23 protein-coding genes and 1 riboswitch are annotated in these 24592 nt (G+C 68.5%); of the genes, 12 read left to right on the top strand and 11 right to left on the bottom strand.

Annotated elements, in window-relative coordinates:
• The first annotated feature begins 58 nt into the window (after positions 1 to 58).
• Together ACH46_RS14225 and ACH46_RS14220 are read left to right on the top strand one after the other, a co-directional pair.
• On the top strand, positions 59 to 1207 hold the full coding sequence (locus ACH46_RS14225) for a sensor histidine kinase (protein ID WP_226995628.1): 1149 nt from the start codon (positions 59 to 61) through the stop codon (positions 1205 to 1207).
• Complete coding sequence (locus ACH46_RS14220; RefSeq protein ID WP_062393506.1) at positions 1204 to 1860, top strand: response regulator; 657 nt, start codon at positions 1204 to 1206, stop codon at positions 1858 to 1860. The genes ACH46_RS14225 and ACH46_RS14220 overlap by 4 nt, the downstream gene beginning before the upstream one ends.
• Here ACH46_RS14220 and ACH46_RS14215 read toward each other — a convergent pair.
• Positions 1853 to 2167 carry a DMT family transporter gene (locus ACH46_RS14215; protein WP_062393505.1) on the bottom strand — a complete coding sequence of 105 codons (315 nt, stop codon included), beginning with the start codon at positions 2165 to 2167 and terminating at the stop codon, positions 1853 to 1855. The genes ACH46_RS14220 and ACH46_RS14215 overlap by 8 nt on opposite strands.
• 10 nt (positions 2168 to 2177) lie before the next feature.
• Positions 2178 to 2242, bottom strand: a riboswitch (guanidine-III (ykkC-III) riboswitch).
• Between the two features lie 55 nt (positions 2243 to 2297).
• Between ACH46_RS14215 and ACH46_RS14210 the strand changes: the two genes are divergently transcribed.
• Positions 2298 to 2648 carry a hypothetical protein gene (locus ACH46_RS14210; RefSeq protein WP_062395451.1) on the top strand — a complete coding sequence of 117 codons (351 nt, stop codon included), beginning with the start codon at positions 2298 to 2300 and terminating at the stop codon, positions 2646 to 2648.
• A gap of 231 nt (positions 2649 to 2879) precedes the next feature.
• On the opposite strand, the gene ACH46_RS14205 is transcribed toward ACH46_RS14210, so the two are convergent.
• The 4 genes from ACH46_RS14205 to ACH46_RS14190 all read right to left on the bottom strand — a co-directional run bounded on the left by ACH46_RS14205 (position 2880) and on the right by ACH46_RS14190 (position 7073).
• Positions 2880 to 3410 carry a MarR family transcriptional regulator gene (locus ACH46_RS14205; protein WP_062393504.1) on the bottom strand — a complete coding sequence of 177 codons (531 nt, stop codon included), beginning with the start codon at positions 3408 to 3410 and terminating at the stop codon, positions 2880 to 2882.
• Positions 3411 to 3443: 33 nt separating this feature from the next.
• Positions 3444 to 4313 carry a 3-hydroxyisobutyrate dehydrogenase gene (mmsB, locus tag ACH46_RS14200; protein ID WP_062393503.1) on the bottom strand — a complete coding sequence of 290 codons (870 nt, stop codon included), beginning with the start codon at positions 4311 to 4313 and terminating at the stop codon, positions 3444 to 3446.
• Positions 4310 to 5485: an acyl-CoA dehydrogenase family protein gene (locus tag ACH46_RS14195; RefSeq protein WP_062393502.1), complete on the bottom strand. Its 1176-nt coding sequence runs from the start codon at positions 5483 to 5485 to the stop codon at positions 4310 to 4312. Before ACH46_RS14195 ends, mmsB begins: the two co-directional genes overlap by 4 nt.
• A 64-nt stretch (positions 5486 to 5549) precedes the next feature.
• Entirely contained in the window at positions 5550 to 7073 is a 1524-nt protein-coding gene (locus ACH46_RS14190; protein WP_062393501.1) for a CoA-acylating methylmalonate-semialdehyde dehydrogenase, read from the bottom strand.
• A 154-nt stretch (positions 7074 to 7227) separates the two neighbouring features.
• Between ACH46_RS14190 and ACH46_RS14185 the strand changes: the two genes are divergently transcribed.
• On the top strand, positions 7228 to 8460 hold the full coding sequence (locus tag ACH46_RS14185) for a threonine/serine exporter family protein (protein ID WP_062393500.1): 1233 nt from the start codon (positions 7228 to 7230) through the stop codon (positions 8458 to 8460).
• A 16-nt stretch (positions 8461 to 8476) separates the two neighbouring features.
• Here ACH46_RS14185 and ACH46_RS14180 read toward each other — a convergent pair whose 3' ends face one another.
• Positions 8477 to 8716: a PspC domain-containing protein gene (locus ACH46_RS14180; protein ID WP_062393499.1), complete on the bottom strand. Its 240-nt coding sequence runs from the start codon at positions 8714 to 8716 to the stop codon at positions 8477 to 8479.
• A 120-nt stretch (positions 8717 to 8836) separates the two neighbouring features.
• Between ACH46_RS14180 and gatB the strand changes: the two genes are divergently transcribed.
• Positions 8837 to 10342, top strand: coding sequence for an Asp-tRNA(Asn)/Glu-tRNA(Gln) amidotransferase subunit GatB (gatB, locus tag ACH46_RS14175; protein ID WP_062393498.1), 1506 nt, complete (start codon positions 8837 to 8839; stop codon positions 10340 to 10342).
• An 82-nt stretch (positions 10343 to 10424) separates the two neighbouring features.
• Here the strand turns inward: gatB and ACH46_RS14170 are convergent, their stop codons facing one another.
• Positions 10425 to 11567 (bottom strand): PQQ-dependent sugar dehydrogenase, encoded by a 1143-nt coding sequence (locus ACH46_RS14170; RefSeq protein WP_062393497.1) that lies wholly within the window; start codon positions 11565 to 11567, stop codon positions 10425 to 10427.
• A gap of 81 nt (positions 11568 to 11648) precedes the next feature.
• Here ACH46_RS14170 and ACH46_RS21500 point away from each other — a divergent pair, with 81 nt between their 5' ends.
• Entirely contained in the window at positions 11649 to 12923 is a 1275-nt protein-coding gene (locus tag ACH46_RS21500; RefSeq protein ID WP_082399665.1) for a DoxX family protein, read from the top strand.
• Between the two features lie 76 nt (positions 12924 to 12999).
• Here ACH46_RS21500 and ilvD read toward each other — a convergent pair whose 3' ends face one another.
• The 3 genes from ilvD to ACH46_RS14150 all read right to left on the bottom strand — a co-directional run bounded on the left by ilvD (position 13000) and on the right by ACH46_RS14150 (position 16776).
• On the bottom strand, positions 13000 to 14844 hold the full coding sequence (ilvD, locus tag ACH46_RS14160; protein WP_062393496.1) for a dihydroxy-acid dehydratase: 1845 nt from the start codon (positions 14842 to 14844) through the stop codon (positions 13000 to 13002).
• A 100-nt stretch (positions 14845 to 14944) separates the two neighbouring features.
• Entirely contained in the window at positions 14945 to 16282 is a 1338-nt protein-coding gene (gene mgtE, locus ACH46_RS14155) for a magnesium transporter (protein ID WP_062393495.1), read from the bottom strand.
• Between the two features lie 86 nt (positions 16283 to 16368).
• Positions 16369 to 16776: a PH domain-containing protein gene (locus ACH46_RS14150; protein ID WP_062393494.1), complete on the bottom strand. Its 408-nt coding sequence runs from the start codon at positions 16774 to 16776 to the stop codon at positions 16369 to 16371.
• A 367-nt stretch (positions 16777 to 17143) separates the two neighbouring features.
• Here ACH46_RS14150 and ACH46_RS14145 point away from each other — a divergent pair, with 367 nt between their 5' ends.
• The 5 genes from ACH46_RS14145 (at position 17144) to ACH46_RS14125 (ending at position 21976) form a co-directional block, all read left to right on the top strand.
• Positions 17144 to 18973 (top strand): acetolactate synthase large subunit, encoded by a 1830-nt coding sequence (locus ACH46_RS14145; protein WP_062393493.1) that lies wholly within the window; start codon positions 17144 to 17146, stop codon positions 18971 to 18973.
• Positions 18970 to 19470, top strand: a complete 501-nt coding sequence (gene ilvN, locus ACH46_RS14140) for an acetolactate synthase small subunit (protein WP_062393492.1) — start codon at positions 18970 to 18972, stop codon at positions 19468 to 19470. The genes ACH46_RS14145 and ilvN overlap by 4 nt, the downstream gene beginning before the upstream one ends.
• A 120-nt stretch (positions 19471 to 19590) precedes the next feature.
• Positions 19591 to 20592, top strand: a complete 1002-nt coding sequence (gene ilvC, locus ACH46_RS14135; protein WP_193392990.1) for a ketol-acid reductoisomerase — start codon at positions 19591 to 19593, stop codon at positions 20590 to 20592.
• A 250-nt stretch (positions 20593 to 20842) separates the two neighbouring features.
• Positions 20843 to 21283 carry an SRPBCC family protein gene (locus ACH46_RS14130; RefSeq protein WP_062393490.1) on the top strand — a complete coding sequence of 147 codons (441 nt, stop codon included), beginning with the start codon at positions 20843 to 20845 and terminating at the stop codon, positions 21281 to 21283.
• Positions 21284 to 21529: 246 nt separating this feature from the next.
• Complete coding sequence (locus ACH46_RS14125) at positions 21530 to 21976, top strand: SRPBCC family protein (RefSeq protein ID WP_062395447.1); 447 nt, start codon at positions 21530 to 21532, stop codon at positions 21974 to 21976.
• A gap of 72 nt (positions 21977 to 22048) precedes the next feature.
• Here the strand turns inward: ACH46_RS14125 and ACH46_RS14120 are convergent, their stop codons facing one another.
• Positions 22049 to 22720, bottom strand: a complete 672-nt coding sequence (locus ACH46_RS14120) for a trypsin-like serine protease (protein ID WP_062393489.1) — start codon at positions 22718 to 22720, stop codon at positions 22049 to 22051.
• Positions 22721 to 22990: 270 nt separating this feature from the next.
• On the opposite strand from ACH46_RS14120, the gene serA reads away from it, so the two are divergent.
• Positions 22991 to 24586, top strand: coding sequence for a phosphoglycerate dehydrogenase (gene serA, locus ACH46_RS14115; RefSeq protein ID WP_062393488.1), 1596 nt, complete (start codon positions 22991 to 22993; stop codon positions 24584 to 24586).
• Positions 24587 to 24592: the final 6 nt, after the last annotated feature.

The following is a 24592-nucleotide window of genomic DNA, read 5'->3' as shown; positions in this document are numbered from 1 at the left end:
TGGGCCTCCTCCTTTCGACGGACCCGGCGGCCGCCATCGTGTGCTGTAGTGAGACCTGATGAAGTCGGTTCCCTCGCTCTCGTCGATGCAGCTGTCGTCGATGTCGCCCTCTTCGACGGCGCTGTCGTCGATCGGCACGCTGATCGCGGGCCTGCTGCTGTGGGTCAGCGGCGCGTTCAGCCTGGTCCCGGACTGGGGCGGTCACTCGGCTCCGGTCAAGGTCGCCATTCTGCTGGCCGCATTCGTGCTGCAGTGGATCGCGCCGAAGCGGCCGGTGGTCGCCGTCGTCGCGATGCTGTTGCTGATCGCCGTGGACCTTCCGTCGGGAGTCTCGCTCCCGCTGTGGATCTCGTTCACCGACGTGATCTTCGCGGCGGCCACGGTGGGGTCCCCGATGCTCCGGCGGGTGGTCGGTTCGGGTTGTTTCGCGCTGACCATGGGCGGTGCCATCGTTGTCGCGGTCGTGGTGGATCCGCGCGCCGGTGTGCTCGTCGGCCTGTTGGGGGTCGCCTTCCTGATCTCACCGCTCGGCTACGCGCAGTCGGTCCTCGCGACCGTGCGCGCTGCCCGGGCCGAGAAGCTCGCTGCGGAGGCCGAGCATGCGACCGCACTCGCGCAGGAACGACGCCGCGTCTCCCGCGAACTGCACGACACCGTCGCCGGGCACGTCTCCGCGATCGCCATCCTGGCCGAGGCCGCGCGTGATGTGCCGGATCCGGCGCCGATCATCGCCTCGATGCGCAGCAACAGCCTCGCCGCACTGACCGAACTGCGCGCCATGATCGAGGTCCTCGCCGGCGACGGCGACGACACCGCGACGGTCCGCTGGGCGTCGCTGACGCCGTTGATCGCGGCGGCGCGATCGGTGGGTTCGGAGGTGACGGTCACCGGTGGGTCGGCGGGACTCACCGTCCTGGCGGAGACGGTGATGACTCGAATCGCGGGGGAGTCGCTGACGAATGCGACCAGGCACGCGCCCGGATCCCCGATCGGCGTCGACCTGGTGACGGTCGGCGACACGGCGGAGCTGACCGTGCGCAATCGCCTGAGCGACGACGAGCGGCGGTCGAATGATCTCCGTATGACAGAGGGGAACGGATTGCGGAACATGCGGATTCGCGCGGAGAGCGTCGGCGGCACGGTGACCGCAGGACCCGACGGCGAGCACTGGACGGTGCAGGCCCGGCTACCGATGGGGCGCTCATGAGTCGGATCAGAGTGGTGCTGGCCGATGATCACGCCGCGGTCCGCGAGGGCCTGCGGCTGGTGCTGGAGGCGTCGGGCGAGATCAGCGTGGTCGGCGAGGCGGGCGACGGCGCCGAAGCGGTCCGCGCCGTGGCGCGCCTGCGGCCGGACGTCGTCGTGATGGACGTGCGGATGCCGGAGATGGACGGGCTCGCCGCCACCGCCGCGGTGCTCGCCGACTCCGATGTCAGAGTGCTGGTCCTGACCACCTTCGACATCGACGAATACGTGCTCGGTGCGCTGTCCGCGGGGGCGAGCGGATTTCTGCTGAAGTCGGCGTCGGGCGCCGATCTGGTCGCCGGGGTGAAGCGCGTCGCCGAGGGCGATGCGGTGCTCGATCCCGCGGTGACGCGGACGGTGGTGGCTGCGATGCGGAGTCGGCCCGCCGACGCCCAGCCCGATCTGCCCGAGCTCACCGATCGAGAGACCGAGGTGCTGGGCGGGCTGGGTGCCGGCCTGTCGAACGCGCAGATCGCGCGACGGCTGGACATCGGGGAGGCGACGGTGAAGACCCACGTCTCGCGAGTGCTGATGAAGCTCGACGTGCAGTCGCGGGTGCAGGCCGCCGTGCTCGCCGTGCGGGCGGGAATCCCGGGACCCGGCGACGTCAGCTGACGAGCTTGAGGCCGATCACACCGCCCACGATGGCGATGATGCAGACGATCTTCGCGAGGCTCGTGGGTTCGGCACCGGTCAGCATGCCGTAGAGGACGGCTCCGGTGGCGCCGATGCCGACCCAGATCGCGTACGAGCTGCCGGTGGGGAGTTCGCGCATCGCGTAGGCGAGCCCGCCCATGCTGATGGCGAGGGCCACGAAGAAGGTGGCGGTGGGCCAGAGCCGCGAGAGCCCGGCGGATTTGCCGAGTGCAGTGGCCCAGACGGCTTCGAAGAGTCCGGAGATGATGAGGACGATCCAGTGCATGGTTGCTCCTAAGCCACCGTCTTGTCGCTGACCGGGTACGGCGGGCTCGTCCGGGCGCCCCATGCGGGCGTCGACCAGGACGTTACCCACTCGGTGGCGGGGCGGCCAGTTCCCGTGGATGATGGAGACCATGCCCACACCGAACGATTTCGGCCCCGACGAGTTCGACCGCTTCGCGCGCGAAGCGGGAGAGGGCCTGCGGAGACTGCTGCGGCAGGCCCTCGACAATCCGCGTGCGACGGCGTCGTGGGCGGATCTCGCCGCGTCGGCCGCCCGCCCGCGGAAATCGGAGCCGTCGCAGGAGCAGACTCCGACGGTCGTCGACGCCGAGCCGGGCGTGTGGGCGATCGTCCGCGACGACGACGGCCCGCGCGTGGAGCGCGTCTTCGACAGCGAGTTGGCCGCCCTCCGCGCGAATCAGGGGAACACGGATCCGACGAGGACGGTGCGCTTCTTGGAGTTCGGCGTCGAACTGGCGTAGCAGACCCAGCCCGCGTGGCGGGGTTTCGACACGGTCCTCCGCTGCGCTCCGGACCGGCTCAACCAGCGGGGAAAGGGGAATGCAAGAAGCCAGCGTGACAGGCGAGGAAAGCGATTGACGCGCAATTGAGTTCCGAAGCCCTCCGCAGGGACGAGGCGCTAGCCGAGGAGCGAGGACTAGCGAGGAAACAATTGCGCGTCAATCGCTTTCCTGGCCGGGAGATCGAACCCTCTAGAAATCTCCGTTAGCAGACCGCAACTCGCGGATGGCGGACACCAACTGGCGAGCAGACGAACGGGACATCCCCACCTGCGCGAACACGCCCGAGTTGAGCACCACCGTCGCCTTCTCGACGAGCTCCCTCCCGTCGGGCGTGATGGACACGAGCGTCGTCCGGCCATCAGTGGGGTGGGGGAGGCGTTCGACGAGACCGGCGTCGGCCAGCCGCGCGATGGCGTGGGTGGCTGACGACACGTGCACCTGGAGGCGGTCACTGGCCTTGGAGATGGGAAGCGATCCGTGACGGCTGAAAGCGAGGAGCCGGAGGAGCTCGAATCGGGAGAAGGTGAGGCCGAACGGCTTCAACTCCTGCTCGACGCGGGCGAGCATGATCTGGTGGGCGCGCATCACGGAGGTGACCGCCTCCATGCCGTCGGCGACGTCGTCGCCCCAGCCGGCGTCCTCCCAGTTGCGGCGGGCCAGGGCGATCGGGTCGTGCTCGCCGGTCTCGTGCTCGCTCGACTCGTGATCCACCCCGGCCACGTCGCTCCTATCGATGACGATTGATTCTGCTGATCAGTGCAGGGTCTTGATTATCGCACTGAAGTCGAGGCCGCCGTTCTCGGCCGCGAAGGCGTCGTACAGCGCGGCCGCGTGGGAACCGAGCGGGGCGGTGGCACCGGTGGCACCGACGGCGTCCATCGCGAGGTGCAGGTCCTTGTTCATGAGGCTGGTCGCGAACCCGGGCTTGAACCCGTTGTTCGACGGCGCCGCGTCGACGGGGCCGGGGACCGGGCAGTTCACCTGGAGGGCCCAGCAGTTGCCGGTGGCGCCGGTGACGACGTCGTACAGCGCCTGATCGGCCAGGCCGAGCTTCTCGGCGAGGGCGAAGGCTTCGCCGACCGCGATCTGCTGGACGGCCAGAATCATGTTGTTGCACAGCTTGGCGGCCTGACCGTTACCGGGCCCGCCGCACGCGACCACTTTGCCCGCCATCGGCTTGAGGATCGGCTGCGCCGCCGCGAGGGATGCGGGATCGCCGCCGACCATGAACGCGAGGGTGCCCGCCGTCGCGCCCTTGACGCCGCCGGAGACGGGGGCGTCGAGCTGCATGAGGCCGGCATCCGTGGCCTGCTGGTGCACGGCGCGGGCGTCGTCGACGGAGATGGTGGAGCTGTCGATGAACAGCTGACCGGGGGTCGCGTGGGGGATGATCGCGTCGTAGACGGCCTTCACCGCGGCACCGCTTGGGAGCATGGTGATGACGGCGTCGGCGCCGGACACGGCCTCTTCGGCCGACTTCGCGGCGCGGACGCCGGTCGTGACGGCGGCGTCGAGGAGTTCGGGGACCAGGTCGAAGCCGACGACGTCGTGGCCGCCCTTGACGAGGTTGGCGGCCATCGGTCCACCCATGTGGCCGAGTCCGAGGAATGCGATTGTGCTCATCGTGTGCCCTTTCCGGCGGTGGCACGCTGCGCCTCGGCGCGTCCGATCACCATCCGCATGATCTCGTTGGTTCCTTCAAGGATGCGATTCACCCGCAGGTCGCGGACGATCTTCTCGATACCGGTCTCGTGGAGGTATCCGTAGCCGCCGTGGAGCTGGAGCGCTTGATCGGCGACGGTGTAGCAGTTCTCGGTGACGAAGCGCTTGGCCATCGCGCACAGCTCGACCTTGTCGGGGTCGTTCGCGTCGAGCGCCTCGGCGGCCCGCCACAGGAGCAGGCGGGACGCCTCGAGAGCGGTGGCCATCTCTGCGAGCGTCGCGGCGATGGTGGGTTCGGCGATCAACGGCTTGCCGAAGGCCTCGCGCTCGGTGGTGTAGGTCAGCGTCTGGTCGTAGGCGGCTTGAGCACCACCCAAAGAGCAGGCGGCGATGTTGATGCGGCCGCCGTTGAGTCCGTTCATGGCGATGCCGAAGCCGGTGCCCTCGCCGGCCGGGCCGCCGAGCATGGCATCGGCGGGCACCCGGACGTCGTCGAAGATCACCTGGGCGGTGGGCTGGTTGTGCCAGCCCATCTTGGCTTCGGGTGGACCGAACGAGAGACCGGGCGTGCCCTTCTCGATGACGAACGTGGAGATGCCGCGCGGGCCGGCGTCGCCGGTGCGCGCCATCACCACGTAGACGTCGGAGACGCCGCCGCCCGAGATGAACTGCTTGCTGCCGCGGAGGACGAACTCGTCGCCGTCGCGGCGCGCGGAGGTCGCGAGCGCCGCCGCGTCCGAGCCCGCGCCGGGTTCGGTGAGGCAGTAGCTGGCCAGCCACTCCATGGACGCCATCTTCGGCACCCAGCGGTCGCGCTGCTCGGGTGTGCCGTAGGAGTCGACCATCCACGTGCACATGTTGTGGATCGACAGGAACGCCGCCGTGACCGGGTCGGCCTTGGCGAGCTCCTCGAAGATCCGCACGCCGTCGAGGCGTCGGAGGCCGGAGCCGCCGACGTCCTCGCGGGTGTAGATCCCGGCCATGCCGAGCGACGCGGCTTCGCGCATCTCGTCGACCGGGAAGTGCGCGTTCGCATCCCACTCGAGCGAGTGCGGGGCCAGCCGCTTGCGGGCGAAGTCCCGGGCCGCTTCGACGACGATGCGGTCGTCGTCGGGCAATTTCGGATAGGGCATTGGTTCCTGCCGTGCCTGTTCTCTCGTAGGTCGTGGACTCGTTGTGCCGGTCAGTGCACCTGGGTCAGTGCATCTGGGGCATGGCGAAGTCCGCGCCCTCCTTGATGCCCGACGGCCAGCGCGAGGTGACGGTCTTGGTCTTGGTGTAGAACATGATCGACGCCGGTCCGTGCTGGTTGAGGTCGCCGAATCCGGAGCGCTTCCAGCCGCCGAAGGTGTGGTAGGCGACGGGCACCGGGACCGGGACGTTGACGCCGACCATGCCGACCTCGACGCGCGAGGTGAAGTCGCGGGCGGTGTCGCCGTCGCGAGTGAAGATCGAGACGCCGTTGCCGTACTCGTGCTCGGTGGGGAGCGCGAGGGCCTCCTCGTAGTCGTGGGCGCGGACGATGCAGACCACCGGTCCGAAGATCTCGTCGGTGTAGATCGACATGTCGCGGGTGACGTGGTCGAAGAGGGTGGGGCCGACGTAGTAGCCGCCGGAGAGATCGGTGCCCTCGAATTCGGCGTCGGTGGAGCCGGTGCCGCGGCCGTCGACGACGAGGTCGGCGCCGGCGGCGACACCCTGCTCGATGTAGTCGAGGACGCGGTCGCGGGCGGCGGCGGTGATCAGCGGACCGTAGTCGGCCTTCGGATCGTGGCTGTGTCCGACGCGCAGCGCCTGCACACGCTCGACGAGCTTGGCGCGGAGGGCGTCGGCGGTGGCGTCGCCGATCGGCACGGCGACGGAGATGGCCATGCAGCGCTCGCCCGCGGCGCCGTAACCCGCGCCGACGAGCGCGTCGACGGCCTGGTCGAGGTCGGCGTCGGGCGCGATGATCATGTGGTTCTTCGCGCCGCCGAAGCACTGGCTGCGCTTGCCGTTCTTGGCGGCGTTCTCGTAGATGTACTGCGCGATGTCCGACGATCCGACGAAGCCGATCGCCTTGACGTCGGGGTTCTCCAGGAGGGCGTCGACGGCGGTCTTGTCGCCGTGGACCACCTGGAAGACGCCGTCGGGCAGGCCTGCCTCGGTGAAGATCTCGGCGAGGCGGACCGGGACGGAGGGGTCGCGCTCGGAGGGCTTGAGGATGAACGCGTTGCCGCACGCGAGGGCCGGGCCGGCCTTCCACAGCGGGATCATCGCCGGGAAGTTGAACGGGGTGATGCCCGCGACCACGCCGAGCGGCTGGCGCATCGAGTAGACGTCGATGCCGGTGCCCGCGTTCTCGGTGTACTCGCCCTTGAGGAGGTGGGGGATGCCGACGGTGAACTCCATGACGTCGAGGCCGCGGATCACGTCGCCGCGGGCGTCGGCGAGCGTCTTGCCGTGCTCGCTGGAGAGCAGCTCGGCGAGCTCGTCCATGTTCTGGTTGACCAGTTCGATGAACTTCATCAGCACGCGCGCACGACGCTGCGGGTTGTAGGCGGCCCACTCCTTCTGCGCCTTCGCAGCGATCGCGACGGCCTCGTCGACCTCGCTCGCGGTGGCCAGGGGGACCGTCGCCTGAACCGCCCCGGTGCTGGGGTCGTAGACGTCGGCGGTGGCGCCGGTCGCGGCGACGCGGGCGCCGTTCAGGTAGTGATCGATGGTCCGCAGTTCGGTCATGAGCCGTCCTTCCAGAGGCTGAAGATGGTGACGCGAACCACCGTATACTTGGATGTCCAACTAATCAATAGGTTGGACGTCCAAGTTTTCTTCGTCTTCGGTGCCGACCGCGATATCGTTCTCGGGTGCTTGCCGCTCCTACCTCGCTCCCGCTGTGAGCACCGATTCCGAACGCCTGGCCCTCGGGCGACTCGGCGCGCTGCTGCTGGACGCCGGGCTCTCGGTGACCGAGGTGAGCGCCCGCGTCTCGAACGTCGCCGAATCGGTGGGCGTCGACGACGTGACCGTCTCGGTGCTGCCCGCCGACATCTTCGTCGCCGACCGGGAGACCGGCGTCATGTCCGCCGTGAAGTCGACCGGCGAAGAGTTGTCGATGCGGCAGACGGCGCTGAGTGTGCGACTCGTCGGACGGATCATCGGCGGCGTGGTGGCGTTCGCCGATGTGCAGGACCGCATCGAGCAGGTCCGCGCCCGCCGACGGCACTATCCCGCCGCCGGTGGGATCGCCGGCGCCTGCCTGATCTCGACGGGCATGGCGATCGTCTTTCGCTGTCCGTGGTGGGCGATCCTGTCGTCGCTCATCATCGGTGCGCTCGTGGGTCTGGGCATCGCCGCGATCCGCAAGTCGCCCGCGTCGATCGCGGTGCTGCCGTTCGTGATGGCGTTCGGGACCACGGTCCTGGTCGGCCTGGCCGACCGCACCTTCGACCTCGGGCCGGTTCCGCTGTTCGCGGTGTGTGCGCCCGTCGCGATCCTGGTGCCGGGTGCGCTGATCACCAACGCCCTGCTGGAGTTGACAGCCGCCGATGTCGTCACCGGCGCATCACGCCTGATGTACGGCGTCGCGATGCTCGGCTTCATGACGGCGGGAATCCGAGTCGGCGCCGACGTCTCCGGTGTCGAACTCGATGTCGCGTCGGCGGCGAAACTCGCTCAAGCACCCCGCTTGGAGAACGCGGCGGACGCCTGGCAGGCGCTGCCCCCGGTGTGGATGTCGTGGTTCGGCGTCATCGTCCTCGCCGTCGGTCTCGGCCTCGCGTTCGGTGCGGGCTACCGGCTCAGCGGCGTCGCACTCATCGTCATGCTCGGCGTCTACGGGGTTCTGACGGCGCTCGAACCGATCATCGGCGACGTGGCCGCCTTCGGCGTGATCGCCGGGGTCACGTACCTGGCGTCGCAGGCGGTCGAACGGTTCTGGTCCGACATCCCGTCGGTCGTCTTCTTCTATCCGGCGTTCCTGCTGCTGGTGCCGGGGACGGTGGGCCTGGTCTCGCTCACCTCGTCCGACCCCGGCGCCATCGCGACCGCGCTCGGCACCTTCATCAGTCTGTGCGTCGGCATCAAAGTCGGGGAACTCCTCGCCGGCCTGCGGTTGCGGGCCGACTGATTCCTACGGGCGTCCATCAGCCCTTCGGGATCACCAGCCACAGGATCAGGTACAGCAGGACCTGCGGGCCGGGGAGGATGATCGACGCGGCGAACGCGATGCGCACCCACGTCGAGTCGACGCCGAAGTACTCGGCGAGGCCGCCGGCGACGCCGCCCAGCATCCGATCGGTGGACGAGCGCGTGAGCCTCTTCCGCTGTGGAACGGGCTGCGGTTCGTAGGCGCCGTAGCTGTCGGGGAAGCCTGGTCCGGTCATGGTCTCTCACCTTTCGGTCGGGGTCGGCCGGTGGTGGCCTGATGACTCCAGGCTAGGGAAGGAGCTCGTTGCCGGGCATCGGGAAGCACCCTGAAATCGCACCCGGATACGATGGGGGTCATGAGTGCGGCTATCGACGAACTGATGGAATTCGACGACGTCATTGAGACATACGACCCGGTGATGGGCATGGAGGTCCACGTCGAGCTCGGCACGGCCACCAAGATGTTCTGCGGGTGCCCCACCACCTTCGGCGGGGAACCCAACACCCAGGTGTGCCCGGCCTGCCTCGGCCTCCCCGGCGCGCTGCCGGTCGCGAACGCGGCCGCCGTCGAATCCGCCGTCCGGATCGGCCTGGCGCTGAACTGCTCGATCCGCGAGTCGAGCGTCTTCGCGCGGAAGAACTACTTCTACCCGGACCAGCCGAAGAACTACCAGATCAGCCAGTACGACCAGCCGACCTCGTACGACGGCTACCTCGACGTCGTCCTCACCGACGGCACCACCTGGCGCGTCGACATCGAGCGCGCGCACATGGAGGAGGACACCGGCAAGTCGCTGCACATCGGTGGCGCCACCGGCCGCATCCACGGCGCCAGCCACTCCCTGCTCGACTACAACCGCGCCGGCGTCCCGCTCGTCGAGATCGTCACCCGCCCCATCGAGGGCGCCGGTGAGCGCGCCCCCGAGATCGCCCGCGCCTACGTCACCGCGCTCCGCGACCTGCTGAAGTCGCTGAACGTCTCCGACGTCCGCATGGACCAGGGCTCGATGCGCTGCGACGTGAACCTGTCGCTGAAGCCGAAGGGCGCCACCGAGTTCGGCACCCGCACCGAGACCAAGAACGTCAACTCGCTGAAGTCGGTGGAGACCGCCGTCCGCTTCGAGATGCAACGTCAGGCCGCAGTGCTGGCCGCGGGCGGCGAGATCATCCAGGAGACCCGCCACTTCCACGAGGCCGACGGCACCACCTCCGCCGGACGCCGCAAGGAGACAGCCGAGGACTACCGCTACTTCCCGGAGCCCGACCTGCCGCCGGTCATCGCCACCCCCGAGTGGGTCTACTCGCTGCGTGCCACGCTGCCGGAGCTGCCGTGGGTGCGCCGCGCGCGCATCCAGGAGCAGTGGGGCGTGTCCGACGAGGTGATGCGCGACCTGGTGAACGTCGGCGCCGTCGACCTCATCATCGAGACCGCAGAGGCCGGCGCGTCCGCCGACGCCGCCCGCAGCTGGTGGGTGTCGTTCCTCGCGCAGCAGGCCAACACGCGCGACGTGGAGCTCGCCGAACTGGCGATCACGCCCAAGCAGGTCGCCGAGGTGATCGGCATGGTCGACGAGGGCAAGCTGACCAACAAGCTCGCTCAGCAGGTGGTCGTCGGTGTGCTCGACGGCGAGGGTGAACCCGCCCAGGTGGTCGCCGATCGCGGTTTGGAAGTGGTGCGCGACGATTCGGCGCTGCAGAAGGCCGTCGACGACGCTCTCGCCGCGAACCCCGACATCGCCGACAAGATCCGCGGCGGCAAGGTCCAGGCCGCGGGCAAGATCGTCGGTGACGTCATGAAGGCCACCCGCGGCCAGGCCGACCCGGCCCGCGTCAAGGAACTGGTGCTGGCCGCCTGCCAGTAAGCCGTACAGACTGAGAATCCGCCCGACCCCGCGAGGGTCGGGCGGATTCGTCGTCGGTGCGGCGCTGCGCTCGGTGCGGTCCCTACCGCAGGTCGTCGCCGGGCTTGGCCATGAACGTCGCGACGCGGTCGTCGAAGCTCTTGGTGGTGGTGCCGGGCGTCGTCTTGTTGACGGTGGCGATCTGCATGGCCACACCGCCGAGCGTCGTCATGCGGCCGACGGCGCCGTAGGTCTTGTCGGTCGGCTGGGGGCTCGGCTCACCGATCGAGGCGCTGCCCGCCGACGGCCGGATGAAGGTGTCGATCCGCTTCGCCTTCGCGAGGGACACGGAGATCGAGCCGTCGCCGACCGCGCAGCCGGTGACACCGGGGCGGTCGGCCCACGTCCACAGCGTCTGCAGGCTCTTGGGGCCGACCAGCGAGAGCCGATCGCCCGCGGCTCCGCTGTCCGCGACGTACAGCTGGCCGTCGGTGCCCGGCGAAGGACACAGCGCGACGTTGGATCCCAGACCGGATGCGCGCACATCGGGTTTGGGATTCTCGACGGTCGGATTGATGGTGAAGATCTTGCCCGCCAGCGAACCGGGGTTCTTGGCGGCTGCGGGATCGCCGGCGTCGCCGGTCGCGACGGTCAGCTCGAACCGCGAGGTGAACGAGATGGAGCCCAGATTCCCGGTGGCGCCCTTCGGGATGCCGGTCAGGATCGGCTTCACCGATCCGGTCGGCGCGATCCGCACGATCCGGTTGTCGGAGCCGGTGGTGACGAGCGCGTAGATCAGCTGGTCTTCGGGGTAGGTGGGGGACATCTCGAAGTCGATCAGTCCGCCGTCGCCGGAGGAGTCCACCGGCACGGTCGCCACGGTCCGCTGCGGACCGTAACGCTTCGACAGGATGATCTTGCCGGTGGTCCGCTCCGCGACGTAGGTGGTCTGCCCGGAGGAGTCGGCCGGCCGGACTCCGGACGTGGACGCCAGACAGGTGGCGATCACCGACGGGTCCGGGTCGACGCACGGGCCGGTCGGCGGGGGACCGCCGTTCGGGTTCTCGGGAGGCGGCGGCGGGAGCTCGGCCTTGGGGACCATGGTCGGCTCGGCGGTGAAGCTGCCCTGCTCGGCGACCTGGTCCTCCGCGCTGAAGTCCGCGCACGCGGTGGTCAGCGTCACCAGAGTCAACACCGATGCCGTGGCGGCGAGGAGGCGGCGGGCGGTCCGGGAGTGCGACGGCATTCCTCCACTGTAACTATCGTTATCAAATCGTCGGGTGCCGCTAAGCCTCTGCACGGGTCGGCCACCATAGAGTCGGTAGATGTGAGTAGTGGCGAAGACAAGCCTCCGGTCGGCGCAGACGCGTCGACCGCCGGCAGTCCGTATGACGAGCCGACGGAGGCCATCGAGCGGCCGAGGATCCGTCGGCCCAAACCCGATAACGACGACTTCTACGACAAGCATCGTCGTCGGCCCGCTCCGGCCGTCCAGGACGCGATCGACGCGAAGGCCGAGCGGGAACGCGCGGCGGAGCCGGACGTCGCCGACGCACCCACCGAGGCGCTGCCCGTCGTCGGCGACGCGACCGATGACGCGGGCGGCGGAGTGACGGCTCCCGAGGCGTACGCACCGCCGCAGGCGTACTCCGCGGCCGAGCCGCAGACGGAGCCCGACGAGCCCGCAGGCGATGACACCGGCGCCGCAGATGACGACGGTGTCGCGGACGACGGGAAGACGGCGGTGATCATCAGTTCGGGTGTCGGCGCCGCGGCACAGAACCCGGTGAAGAAGAGCGTGTCGACCGAGCCGGTCCACACCGAACCCTTCACCGACGACGATGACGACGACACCGGCTCCGGCAGCGGCCGCCGCTACGCCGAGCAGATGACCGAGCCGCCGCTCCCGTACATCGAGCCGCAGCCCACCGCGCCGTTCGACCTCGACGAGGACCACTTCGACGGCGATCACGCGGACGACGCGGAACCGGAGACCGTCGCGGCCTCGGACGCAGGCGTCGCACCCGTCGCACGACGCGGCACGCTCGACCTCGGACTCCTGCTGCTGCGCGTGGCGATCGGCGCCACCTTCACCGTGCACGGCCTGCAGAAGCTCACCGGCTGGTTCAACGGGCCCGGCCCGAACGGCTTCGCCGACTTCCTGACCAACGCACCGAACCCGAGCATCGGCTTCAACAGCGACATCACCACGATTCTCGCGTTCGTCGCAGGCGTCAGCGAGACCGCGGGCGGCATCCTGCTGGTCCTGGGTCTGCTGACGCCGATCGCGGGGGCGGCCGTGCTCAGCAGCATCCTCGTGGCCCTCACCTACCGGGTGACGCTCGCCGGGGGACTCTGGTTCTTCGCGGCGGACGGCGGCGGCAACGGCATCGAACTCGAGGCGGTGCTCGCGGCGGCCGCGGCGGCCCTGATCCTGACCGGCCCCGGCACCTACTCGGTGGACCGTCGGTGGGGCTGGTCGCGTCGACCGGCGTGGGGCTCGGGTGCCTGGCTGCTGATCGGCATCGGCGTCGCGGTCGCGACCTGGATGGTCTTCAACGGCACCAACCCGCTGGCGTCGCCGGGCAATCCGGCGGGCTGATCCGCTCACACACAGAAGCCGTCCGGCGTGAACCCCTCGGGGATCACGCCGGACGGCTTCTTCTCTGGCGCGGGTGTCAGTCGACGACGCGGACGGCACCGCGGTCGGCGGAGGTCGCCAGCTTCGCGTAGGCGCGCAGCGCCTTCGACACGACGCGCTGACGGTCGCGCGGGGTCCACGGGTGTTCCGAGGCCTCCATCTTGGCGCGACGCTCCGCGAGCGTCTCGTCGTCGACGAGCACCTTGAGGGTGCGGGAGTGGACGTCGATCAGGATCTCGTCACCGTTCTCGACGAGGCCGATGTCACCGCCCGCGGCAGCCTCCGGGGAGGCGTGTCCGATGACCAGGCCCGACGATCCGCCGGAGAAGCGGCCGTCGGTGACGAGACCGCAGTACTTGCCCATGCCCGTGCCCTTCATGAAGGCGGTCGGGTGCAGCATCTCCTGCATGCCGGGGCCGCCCGCGGGGCCCTCGTACCGGATGACCAGCACCTCGCCCTTCTGCAGTTCCTTCGACAGGATGGCGTGGACGGCGTCCTCCTGGCTCTCGACGACACGCGCCGGCCCCTGGAAGTGCCACAGCTCCTCGTCGACGCCCGCGGTCTTGAGGATGGCGCCCTTCTGCGCGATGTTCCCGTGCAGGACGCAGAGGCCGCCCTCGACGGTGTAGGCGTGCTCCTTGTCGCGGATGCAGCCGTCGGCGGCGTCGGTGTCGAGCGACTCCCACCGGTTAGACGTCGAGAACGGCTGCGTGGTCCGGACGCCGCCGGGAGCGGCGTGGAAGAGTTCGAGCGCCTCGTCCGACGGGGTGCCGCCGCGGATGTCCCAGTTCGCGAGGTAGGCCTCGAGCGACGGTGCGTGCACCGGGTGGACGTTCGTGTTCAGCAGGCCCGCGCGGTTCAGTTCGCCTAGGATCGCCGGGATGCCGCCGGCACGATGCACGTGCTCCATGTAGTACTTCGGCGAGTTCGGGGCCACCTTGGCCAGGCACGGGACGTTGCGCGAGATGCGGTCGATGTCGTGCAGGTCGAACTGGACCTCGCCCTCCTGGGCTGCGGCGAGGATGTGCAGGACGGTGTTGGTGGAGCCGCCCATCGCGACGTCGAGCGCCATCGCGTTCTCGAAGGCCTCGCGGGTCGCGACGCTGCGCGGCAGGACCGACTCGTCGTCGTTCTTGTAGTACTTCGTGGCGATGTCGACGATCAGCTCGCCGGCCCGGGTGAACAGGTCGCGGCGGGCGGTCTGGGTGGCCAGCGTGGAGCCGTTGCCGGGAAGCGACAGGCCGAGTGCCTCGGTGAGGCAGTTCATCGAGTTCGCGGTGAACATGCCCGAACAGGAACCGCAGGTCGGGCACGCCGACTGTTCGACCTCGAGGAGTTCCTTCTCGGAGACGTTGCTGTCGGCGGACGCGGAGATCGCGTCGATCAGGTCGGTGCCGGGGCGGACCACGCCGTCGATGACGACGGACTTGCCCGCCTCCATCGGCCCGCCCGAGACGAACACGGTCGGGATGTTCAGACGCATCGCGGCGTTGAGCATGCCGGGCGTGATCTTGTCGCAGTTCGAGATGCAGACCAGGGCGTCCGCGGTGTGCGCGTTCACCATGTACTCGACGGAGTCGGCGATGATCTCGCGGCTCGGCAGCGAGTACAGCATGCCGCCGTGGCCCATGGCGATGCCGTCGTCGACGGCGATCGTGTGGAACTCCTTGGCGACGCCGCCTGCCTCGCGGATCGCGTCGGCGACGATCTCGCCGACGTCCTTGAGGTGCACGTGACCCGGCACGAACTGGGTGTATGAGTTGGCGATCGCGATGATCGGCTTGCCGAAATCGTCATCCGTCATACCGGTGGCGCGCCAGAGAGCGCGCGCGCCGGATGCTTCACGACCGACGGTGGTGGTGCGAGACCGCAGGGCTGGCATGGAGTTCCTCGCTACAAATCGCTGAAAGATGATGCCGGTCGGGCTGAATGACCGGACTGGAGTCCACTTTACGCGCGCGGGCCAACCGGTTTTCAGGCGCTCAGATCCCGAGGACCGTCTTGGCGATCATGAAATAGACGATCAGGCCCGTCGCATCGCAGAAGGTGGAGATGAACGGCGTCGAGAAGACGGCCGGATCCACGCGCACCGTCTTGGCGAGCAGCGGCATCAGACCGCCGACCGTCGCGGCCATGGTGCAGACCGAGATGATGGTCGTGCCGATCACGGTGCCGATGTCGAAACCGTAGACGGCGGAGGCCACCGCGAAACCGACGATGCCGAGTGCCGCGCCCATCGTGAGGCCGACGCGGACCTCCTTGCCGGCCACCCGGGCGGCGTCGCGCGGGGTCACCTCCTCGGTGGCCAGCGCGCGGGTGACGGTGGTGGCCGCCTGGGAGCCGGTGTTGCCGCCGATGCCGGTCAGCAGTGGGATGAACAGCGCCAGAGCGACCCGCTGCTCCAGGGTGCCCTCGAAGATCTCCAGGACGTTGACGGTGAGGATGGCCGAGATCGCGAGCACGAACAGCCAGACGACGCGGGCCCGGGTGATCGCCAGGATCGACGCGTGCAGGTACGGAGTCTTCAGCACTTCGCGGGCGCCCGCGCGGGCCTCGTCCTCGTCGCGCGCCGCCGCGACCACCTCGGCGGCGTCGTCCAGGGTGAGGATGCCGAGGAGCCGTTCCTCCCGGTCCACGACGGGCATCGCCATCAGGGAGCGGTCGATGCAGCGCTGCGCCGTGGACTCGGCGTCCTCGGAGGCGTACGCGTAGATCGGCGACTTCGTGTACTCGTCGACCAGCGTGTCGGAAGCCGAGAGCAGCAGGTCGCGGAGGCTGGCGACGCCGACGAGGCGTCGCTGATGGTCGACCACCGGGATCGTGTAGATGGTCTCGGCGTCGCGGCCGCGCTCCTTGATCCGATCGATGGCCGAGCCTGCGGTCTCGTCGGGATAGACGTGCACGAACTCCGGACTCATGCGGCGGCCGACGGAACCGCGGCGGAAGCCGAGGACCACCGCCGTCGCGTCGCGCTCGGCGGGGGAGAGACTGCGGATCAGGGCCTTCGCCACGTTCGACGGCAGCTCGTCGAGCAGTTCGGCGCGGTCGTCGGGGTCCATCCGGTCGAACGCGTCCGCGACCTCGGCGGTCCCGAGGGACCGGATCAGCGCGGCCTGTGCACCGGGCGTGAGTTCGTCGAAGACATGCACGGCGTCGTTCTTCGGGAGGACGCGGAAGGCGATGGTGCGGTCGCCGACGTCCATCGCGTCGAGGACGGCCGCGGCCTCCTGCGGGGCCAGCGCCGACAACTCCCGCCCGACGTAGGCGAGGCGGCCGTCGTCGATCGCGGTGTTCAGGTCTTTGGCGGTCACGGGCGGCATGGAGTCCTCGGCATCACTGTCGGGGGTGTGGATCGACGCGCCGGGCGGGTGCGGCGATCAGTACGGCGTCGGCGCGACGCGGAGTGTCAGCGGGCGGCGAGGCGAGTTGCCCGCTCCGCGGCGAACGGATCGGGTACCCGGCCTCCGCTCACCTCGGCGAGCAGCGGCAGGTCGTTGAAGCTGACCGAGGGGAGCGAGACCGACGAGCCGTCGGTCAGAACGACGCGGACCGCCTTCCAACGCGAGAAGCGGAGACCGTCGACGTCCGGCCATGGGATGCGCGTAGTGGAGAAGGTGCCGACCGCGGTGATGCCCTGCCCGTCGACGATCGTCCGCAGGCGGTGGATCCACCACGCGAGGACGACCGGGAAGACCAGCGTCCACGCGAACCAGGGGACCGAGATGCCCATCAGCACCACGGACGCCAGGAGGACCAGCGGGACGGCGAAGTATGCGAGCCGAGAGATCGCGAAGACCTTGGACGATTCACTCATATTCGCCATTGTCGCACGTTCGGCGGGCTACGATCACCGCCGTCGGGCCCGACCCGCCTTCGATTTGACGTGACCGCCCGTACTGCCTTAGTTTGTCCTCGTGATGACTCGGAAGCTTCTCGTAGTAATCGGTCGGCGCGTCGACGCCTGATCGGTCACTTCGTAGACCTTTCGAATCAATTACGACGCGCCCCTCGCACAGCCTCGCTGGCGAGGGTTTTTTCTTGCCAGAACCCGGAACAAGGTCTTCCGGGGCCGGTGCGGGAAGCGCGGACAGACCAGAACACAAGATGATGAGGATCGTGCAGTGAGTACTCAACCAGCACGCGGGTCAGGAACCCGACCGCAGTCGCCGTCCACCGAGGGCATGCGCTCGCCGAGCGCTGCGGTGGCGCCCGAGCGAGTCACCGGCGCCCAGTCTGTGGTCCGTTCGCTCGAGCAGCTCGGCGTCGAGGTCGTTTTCGGTATTCCGGGCGGGGCGATCCTTCCGGTCTACGACCCGCTGTTCGACTCCCCGAAGGTCCGCCACGTTCTGGTGCGGCACGAGCAGGGAGCGGGCCACGCGGCCACCGGCTACGCCCAGGTCAAGGGTCGTGCGGGCGTCATGATGGCCACGTCGGGTCCCGGCGCCACGAACCTGGTGACCCCGCTCGCCGACGCGCAGATGGACTCGGTCCCGGTGGTCGCGATCACCGGTCAGGTCGGTCGTCCGCTGATCGGCACCGACGGCTTCCAGGAAGCCGACATCTCCGGTATCACCATGCCGATCACCAAGCACAACTTCCTCGTCAGCAGTGCGGCGGACATCCCGCGCATCATTGCCGAGGCCTTCTACATCGCCGAGTCCGGCCGCCCCGGCGCCGTCCTCGTCGACATCCCGAAGGACGTCCTGCAGGCGCAGACCACGTTCTCGTGGCCGCCGCAGCTGGAGCTGCCGGGCTACCGGCCCACCACCAAGCCGCACGGTAAGCAGATCCGCGAAGCCGCGCGCATGATCGCGCAGGCCAAGAAGCCGGTCTTCTACGTCGGCGGCGGCGTCATCAAGGCCGAGGCCTCCGAGGAGCTCCTGGAGCTGGCCGAGCTGACGGGCATCCCGGTCGTCACCACTCTGATGGCCCGCGGCGTGTTCCCGGACAGCCACGACCTCCACATGGGCATGCCGGGCATGCACGGCTCCGTCGGCGCCGTCGCCGCCCTGCAGCGCAGCGACCTGCTGATCACCCTCGGCGCTCGCTTCGACGACCGCGTCACCGGTCAGCTCGACTCGTTCGCGACCGAGGCCAAGGTGATCCACGCCGACGTCGACCCCGCGGAGATCGGCAAGAACCGCGACGTCGACGTCCCGATCGTCGGCGATGCCAAGGCCGTCATCCTGGACCTCATCGAGGCTATCCGCACCGACCTGGCGGCCGGCGGCTCCAAGCCGGACACCGCCGAGTGGTGGGAGTACCTGCGCGACGTCCGCGACACCTACCCCCTCAGCTACGACAAGCAGTCCGACGGCTCGCTGTCGCCGGAGTTCGTCATCTCCGAGCTCGGCAAGGCTGCGGGCCCGGAGGCCGTGTACGTCGCGGGCGTCGGTCAGCACCAGATGTGGGCCGCGCAGTTCATCAAGTACGAGCACCCGCGCACCTGGCTCAACTCGGGCGGTCTCGGCACCATGGGCTACTCGATTCCGGCGGCGATGGGCGCCAAGGCCGCGGCCCCGGACACCGAGGTCTGGGCCGTCGACGGTGACGGCTGCTTCCAGATGACCAATCAGGAGCTCGCCACCTGCGCCATCGAGGGCTTCCCGATCAAGGTCGCCCTGATCAACAACGGCAACCTGGGCATGGTCCGCCAGTGGCAGACGCTGTTCTACGACCAGCGCTACTCGAACACGGATCTGTCGACGCACTCGCGGATGATCCCGGACTTCCTGAAGCTGGCCGAGGCCCTCGGCTGCGTCGCCTTCCGCGTGGAGAAGGAAGAGGACGTCGCGCCGACCATCGCCAAGGCTCGCGAGATCAACGACCGCCCCGTCCTCATCGACTTCATCGTCGGCAAGGACGCCCAGGTGTGGCCGATGGTCGCCGCGGGCACCGGCAACGACCAGATCATGGCAGCCCGCGACATCCGCCCGCTGTTCGACGACGACGAAGCAGGCGACAGCCCCGTCCAGCAGGACGCGGACACGCAGGAAGGGAACGAGAAGTGAGCACCCATACTCTGAGCGTTCTGGTCGAGGACCGACCCGGCGTGCTGGCCCGCGTCTCGGGACTGTTCTCCCGCCGCGGCTTCAACATCGAGTCCCTCGCTGTGGGACCGACCGAGCTCAAGGGCATCTCGCGCATGACCATCATGGTCTCCGTCGAGGACTTCCCCCTGGAGCAGGTCACCAAGCAGCTCAACAAGCTCATCAACGTCATCAAGATCGTGGAGCAGGAGCCGGCGAACTCGGTCTCCCGCGAACTGATCCTGATCAAGATTCGTGCCGACTCGACGAACCGAGCCGAAGTGATCGACGTTGTGAATCTGTTCCGCGCCAAGGTCGTCGACGTCTCCCCGGAGTCGGTCACGGTCGAGGCCACCGGCACCTCGGACAAGCTCGAGGCACTCCTGCGCATGCTGGACCCGTACGGCATCCGCGAGATCGCCCAGTCGGGCGGCGTCACGTTGGGTCGTGGACCCAAGAGCATGTCGGCGCACCGCTGAACCGGACCTGACGTCGCAGCGGGCACCCGCCCGCGTCGTCCGTCACACCGACACGACACAATAGACACAACCAACATCAAGAGCTAGACCGTATTGAAGGGATTTACCGTGGCAGTCGAGATGTTCTACGACGATGATGCCGACCTGTCGATCATCCAGGGCCGTAAGGTCGCTGTGATCGGTTACGGCAGCCAGGGCCATGCGCACTCGCTGTCGCTCCGCGACTCGGGCGTCGAGGTCGTCATCGGCCTCCGTGAGGGCTCGCCGTCGCGCGAGAAGGCCGAGGAGCAGGGTCTCAAGGTCATGACGACCGCCGAGGCCGCCGCGTGGGCCGACGTCATCATGCTGCTGGCGCCCGACACCAGCCAGGCGTCGATCTTCACCAACGACATCGAGCCGAACCTGAAGGACGGCGACGCGCTGTTCTTCGGCCACGGCCTCAACATCCACTTCGAGCTGATCAAGCCCGCCGAGAACATCACCATCGGCATGGTCGCTCCGAAGGGCCCGGGCCACCTGGTCCGCCGCCAGTTCGTCGACGGCAAGGGCGTTCCGGCGCTTATCGCCGTCCACCAGGACCCCAAGGGCGAGGGCCAGGCGCTGGCGCTCAGCTACGCCAAGGGCATCGGCGGCACCCGCGCCGGCGTCATCAAGACCGACTTCAAGGAAGAGACCGAGACCGACCTCTTCGGTGAGCAGGCCGTGCTGTGCGGCGGCACCGAGGAGCTCGTCAAGACCGGTTTCGAGGTCCTGATCGAGGCGGGCTACGCCCCCGAGATGGCCTACTTCGAGTGCCTGCACGAGTTGAAGCTGATCGTCGACCTCATGTACGAGGGCGGCATCGCCCGCATGAACTACTCGGTGTCCGACACCGCTGAGTTCGGCGGCTACCTGTCGGGCCCGCGCGTCATCGACGCCGACACCAAGGAGCGCATGAAGGCGATCCTGTCCGACATCCAGGACGGCACCTTCGTCAAGCGTCTCGTCGCCAACGTGGAGGGCGGCAACAAGGAGCTCGAGGGTCTCCGCAAGGAGAACGCCGAGCACCCGATCGAGGTCACCGGCCAGAAGCTGCGCGACCTGATGAGCTGGGTCGACCGCCCGATCACCGAGACCGCGTAGTCTCACCGCTGTACCTACGGCCCCGCACCCCGTCCAGGGGTGCGGGGCCGTACGCGTTTGTCGCCGGGAGACGCATCTGCGGTCTTTTCCGACACATGCGTCTCCCACCGACACCTGCGTCGTCCCGGACGACGCAGATGTCGTCGGGAGACGCGGATGGTGTCCGGGACAGACGCATCTGTCACCGAGATACTATGCAGCGCAACGCACCGCGGAATGGCCCGCGGTCACGAAAGCAGGGGAGTGCCCGATGGGCGAAGTCCGTCACGAAGCAGTCATCAACAGCCCGCGCGAGAAGGTCTTCGCGTACGTCGACGACTACCGCAACGTGCCCGAGTACATGTTCGGCGTCGGGCGGTTCACGCCGACCACCGACGTCGATCACGGTCTCGGTTCGATCTTCGAGACCGCCATCAAGATCGGACCCAAGGAGCTGACGTCGACGGTCGAGTGCACCGAGTGGGTCGAGGGCGAGGTGATCAAGCTGGAGTCGGTGAAGGGCTTCGGCGCCGACACCGAATGGCGCTTCGCCGACGGCGACGAGCCCGGAACCACCGTCTTGAGCGTGCTCTTCGGGTACACGCTGCCGGGCGGCCTGGCAGGCAAGGTGCTCGGCGGATTGATCGGACCGTTCGCCGAGCAGGGCGTCAAGCACACCGAGAGCAAGATCCGCGACGCCGTCGAAGGCTGAGCGCGCCGCGGTTTGCGCGCGCTTTGCGAGATTGAGTCGAGAGATGGGCCCCGCCTGAACCGGACAGCTGGTCATTCGATCAGTGGACGGTCCGACGGCGGGGTCTGTTCGCGTTTGCCAGGCATTCGCCGGAACATGCCGGGGCTGCGTAGAACCTTGCCATCGGTGCATGGCATTGTGGGATGGACAACATCAGGCACGCCACTGTGCCTGATGCCGACCACGATCGATCACTCAGGAGCCTTCATGCCTGGAGTCCGCCAAACCGTGACCACCGGAGCGCCGCGCGAGCACGTCTTCGCCTACGTGGACGACTACCGCAACGTCCCGGACTGGATGTTCGGCGTCACGAAGTTCACGCCGATCACCGAGCAGACGTCCGGACTGGGCGCCACGTACGACGCGATCATGAAGATCGGCCCCAAGAACCTGAAGTCCACCCTGAAGGTGACCGAATGGGTCGAGAACGAGGTCGTCGTCCTCAGTTCCATCGATGGATTCGACGTCGAGACCGGCTGGCGCTTCTCGTCCGACGGCGACCAGACGTTGGTCGACGTCAACTTCGACTACAACCTCCCGGGCGGCCTCGCCGGGCGCGCTCTCGGCGCGCTCATCGAGCCGGTGGTGGGACAGGCGGTGAAGCAGACCGAGCAGGCGCTGCGGGCCGCCGTGGAGACGTCCGCGACGGCGTGAATCGCAGCGACGCAGAAAGGTCGGGCCCCGAGATGACATCTCGGGGCCCGACCTCTTTGAGCTGTTGTCCGACTACACCGGCTTGAAGTTCTGGTAGCCGATCTTGTTGAGGCGGTTCATGATCGCGCCCGCGTTGGTGCCGGTCTCCGGGCCGAGGCAGGAGACGAAGTAGTACGCGTTGACCATGCCGACCAGCTGATCGCCGACGACGACCGGGCTGCCGGAATCACCTTCGACCACGCAGATCTGGCTGAAGTGCGACGAGTTGTCCGAGAACCAGGTGACGCCACAGGTCTTGCCCGTGGTGCGGCCGGTCTTGCACAGCACGGTCGGGAACTGGACCGGTGCGGTGTTGACCTTGCGGATCGTGACGCCGCGGACGGTGCGCAGCGGTGCGACGTTCGAGTTCAGCTTGATGACGGCGACGTCGATGTCGGAGGCGCTGTACGCGATCCGGCCGATCTCACCGCGGCTCTGGAAGTTCTCCGAGAGGACTCGCTGGCCCGGCTTGCCGCAGTGGCCTGCGGTCACGGCGATCAACTGTCCCTTGTTGGCGCCTGCGGTCGGACGGCCCACGGTCGTGACCGTGCACGCCGCCGCCTTGTTGCCACCCTGGAGGACCAGGATGCCGGATCCGCCGCCGAGCGGAACCTTGGGGGCTGCATCGGCGACACCCACTCCGACCAGCGACAACAGGCCGGCCGCGAGCACCGCGATCAGCACCGTCAACTTCTTCATGTGCATCTCCGCTCAGTTCTTCAGTCTTCTCGGCCGCGCATGCGGCGACCTGCCCACCCTAGATGCCCCCGCGTCAAACCCCCAACGCTCACGTCACACCGTGGGAATGTTGTGACGGAATTGAGACGACGTCAGAAATCTACCCCGACCGCGTGGCGGACACCACATCGAAACCAGCCCGAATATGCCGGCCGGGGTGACGCGCACTACCATGTTCTTGCAAGTCTTGGGTGCCGGACCTGGCACTCTCCACCGGAAGAACCTTGGAGATCCTCAGTGACCGAAAGCGGCCGTCCCGTCGTCCTCATTGCTGACAAACTCGCCCCGTCGACCGTCGAAGCCCTCGGCACCGAGGTCGAAGTCCGGTGGGTAGACGGCCCTGATCGTCCGAAGCTGCTCGAAGCCGTCGTCGACGCCGACGCCATCCTCGTCCGTTCGGCCACGACCGTGGACGCGGAAGTCCTCGACGCGGGCAAGAACCTCAAGATCGTCGCCCGCGCAGGCGTCGGCCTCGACAACGTCGACATCCCGGCGGCCACCGAGCGCGGCGTCATGGTCGTCAACGCGCCGACCTCCAACATCCACTCCGCCGCCGAGCACGCCATCGCGCTGCTGATGTCGGCCGCCCGCCAGGTCCCCGCCGCCGACGCGACCCTGCGCGACCACACCTGGAAGCGATCGTCGTTCTCGGGTGTCGAGCTCTTCGACAAGACCGTCGGCGTCATCGGCCTGGGCCGCATCGGCCAGTTGGTCGGTCAGCGTCTGGCGGCTTTCGAGGCCAAGATCATCGCCTACGATCCCTACGCCTCCGCCGCTCGCGCTGCGCAGCTCGGCATCGAGCTCGTGTCGCTCGACGAACTCCTCGAGCGCGCGGACTTCATCACCATCCACCTCCCGAAGACCAAGGAGACGGCCGGCCTCATCGGCGCCGAGCAGCTCGCCAAGGTCAAGGAGGGCGTGATCATCGTCAACGCCGCCCGCGGCGGCCTGATCGTCGAGCAGGCGCTCGCCGACGCCATCAACGCCGGCAAGGTCCGCGGCGCAGGCCTGGACGTCTTCGACTCCGAGCCCTGCACCGACTCGCCGCTGTTCGAGCTGCCCCAGGTCGTCGTCACCCCGCACCTGGGCGCCTCCACCGCCGAGGCACAGGACCGTGCCGGCACCGACGTCGCGGCCAGCGTGAAGCTCGCACTCTCCGGCCAGTTCGTTCCCGACGCCGTCAACATCACCGGCGGCCCGGTCGACGACGAGGTCGCTCCCTGGCTGGAGCTCTCGCGCAAGCTCGGCGTCCTCGCCGGTGTCGTCGCCGAGGGCATGCCCACCAACCTGGTCGTCGAGGTGCGCGGAGAGCTGGCCGCCAGCCCCGTCGAGGTCCTCGGCCTGTCGGCCCTGCGCGGCCTGTTCTCGGCCGTCGTCGACGAGCCCATCACCTTCGTCAACGCACCGTCGGTCGCGGGCGAGCGCGGCGTGAGCCACGAGGTCGTCACCGAGACCGAGAGCCCCAACCACCGCAGCCAGGTGGACGTGCGCGCGATCTTCGCAGACGGCAGCGTCGTCAACGTCGCGGGCACCCTGACCGGCCCCAAGCAGGTCGAGAAGATCGTCAACGTCAACGGCCGCAACTTCGACCTCCGCGCCGAGGGTCGCAACCTGCTCGTCAGCTACGCCGACCAGCCCGGCTCGCTCGGCAAGATCGGCACCGTCCTCGGCAACGCCGGCGTCGACATCGTCGCCGCCGCGCTGGCCCAGGACGCCGACGGCGAGGGCGCCACCATGATCCTGCGCCTGAACCGCGAACTCACCGACGCCGAGCTCGCCTCGGTCGGCGAGGCCGTCTCCGCCACCAACATCAAGCAGGTGGATCTGTCGTGACCGACG

The organism is Gordonia phthalatica (genome assembly GCF_001305675.1).
Classification (GTDB): domain Bacteria; phylum Actinomycetota; class Actinomycetes; order Mycobacteriales; family Mycobacteriaceae; genus Gordonia; species Gordonia phthalatica.
Note: the sequence above shows the minus strand (reverse complement) of the source record. Positions and strands in the feature narration are given on the sequence as shown.

What these genes read in the sequence shown, in the direction of transcription:
- ACH46_RS14210 (WP_062395451.1), top strand. Translation starts at nt 2,298, where the DNA reads ATGCCCACACCGAACGATTTCGGCCCCGACGAGTTCGACCGCTTCGCG.
- ACH46_RS14145 (WP_062393493.1), top strand. Translation starts at nt 17,144, where the DNA reads ATGCGCTCGCCGAGCGCTGCGGTGGCGCCCGAGCGAGTCACCGGCGCC.
- ACH46_RS14120 (WP_062393489.1), bottom strand. Translation starts at nt 22,720, where the DNA reads ATGCACATGAAGAAGTTGACGGTGCTGATCGCGGTGCTCGCGGCCGGC.
- ACH46_RS14180 (WP_062393499.1), bottom strand. Translation starts at nt 8,716, where the DNA reads ATGACCGGACCAGGCTTCCCCGACAGCTACGGCGCCTACGAACCGCAG.
- mgtE (WP_062393495.1), bottom strand. Translation starts at nt 16,282, where the DNA reads ATGCCGCCCGTGACCGCCAAAGACCTGAACACCGCGATCGACGACGGC.
- ACH46_RS14125 (WP_062395447.1), top strand. Translation starts at nt 21,530, where the DNA reads ATGCCTGGAGTCCGCCAAACCGTGACCACCGGAGCGCCGCGCGAGCAC.
- ACH46_RS14150 (WP_062393494.1), bottom strand. Translation starts at nt 16,776, where the DNA reads ATGAGTGAATCGTCCAAGGTCTTCGCGATCTCTCGGCTCGCATACTTC.
- ACH46_RS14130 (WP_062393490.1), top strand. Translation starts at nt 20,843, where the DNA reads ATGGGCGAAGTCCGTCACGAAGCAGTCATCAACAGCCCGCGCGAGAAG.
- ACH46_RS14220 (WP_062393506.1), top strand. Translation starts at nt 1,204, where the DNA reads ATGAGTCGGATCAGAGTGGTGCTGGCCGATGATCACGCCGCGGTCCGC.
- mmsB (WP_062393503.1), bottom strand. Translation starts at nt 4,313, where the DNA reads ATGAGCACAATCGCATTCCTCGGACTCGGCCACATGGGTGGACCGATG.
- gatB (WP_062393498.1), top strand. Translation starts at nt 8,837, where the DNA reads ATGAGTGCGGCTATCGACGAACTGATGGAATTCGACGACGTCATTGAG.
- ACH46_RS14225 (WP_226995628.1), top strand. Translation starts at nt 59, where the DNA reads ATGAAGTCGGTTCCCTCGCTCTCGTCGATGCAGCTGTCGTCGATGTCG.
- ACH46_RS14215 (WP_062393505.1), bottom strand. Translation starts at nt 2,167, where the DNA reads ATGCACTGGATCGTCCTCATCATCTCCGGACTCTTCGAAGCCGTCTGG.
- ilvC (WP_193392990.1), top strand. Translation starts at nt 19,591, where the DNA reads ATGTTCTACGACGATGATGCCGACCTGTCGATCATCCAGGGCCGTAAG.
- ACH46_RS14195 (WP_062393502.1), bottom strand. Translation starts at nt 5,485, where the DNA reads ATGCCCTATCCGAAATTGCCCGACGACGACCGCATCGTCGTCGAAGCG.
- ilvD (WP_062393496.1), bottom strand. Translation starts at nt 14,844, where the DNA reads ATGCCAGCCCTGCGGTCTCGCACCACCACCGTCGGTCGTGAAGCATCC.
- ACH46_RS14190 (WP_062393501.1), bottom strand. Translation starts at nt 7,073, where the DNA reads ATGACCGAACTGCGGACCATCGATCACTACCTGAACGGCGCCCGCGTC.
- ACH46_RS14170 (WP_062393497.1), bottom strand. Translation starts at nt 11,567, where the DNA reads ATGCCGTCGCACTCCCGGACCGCCCGCCGCCTCCTCGCCGCCACGGCA.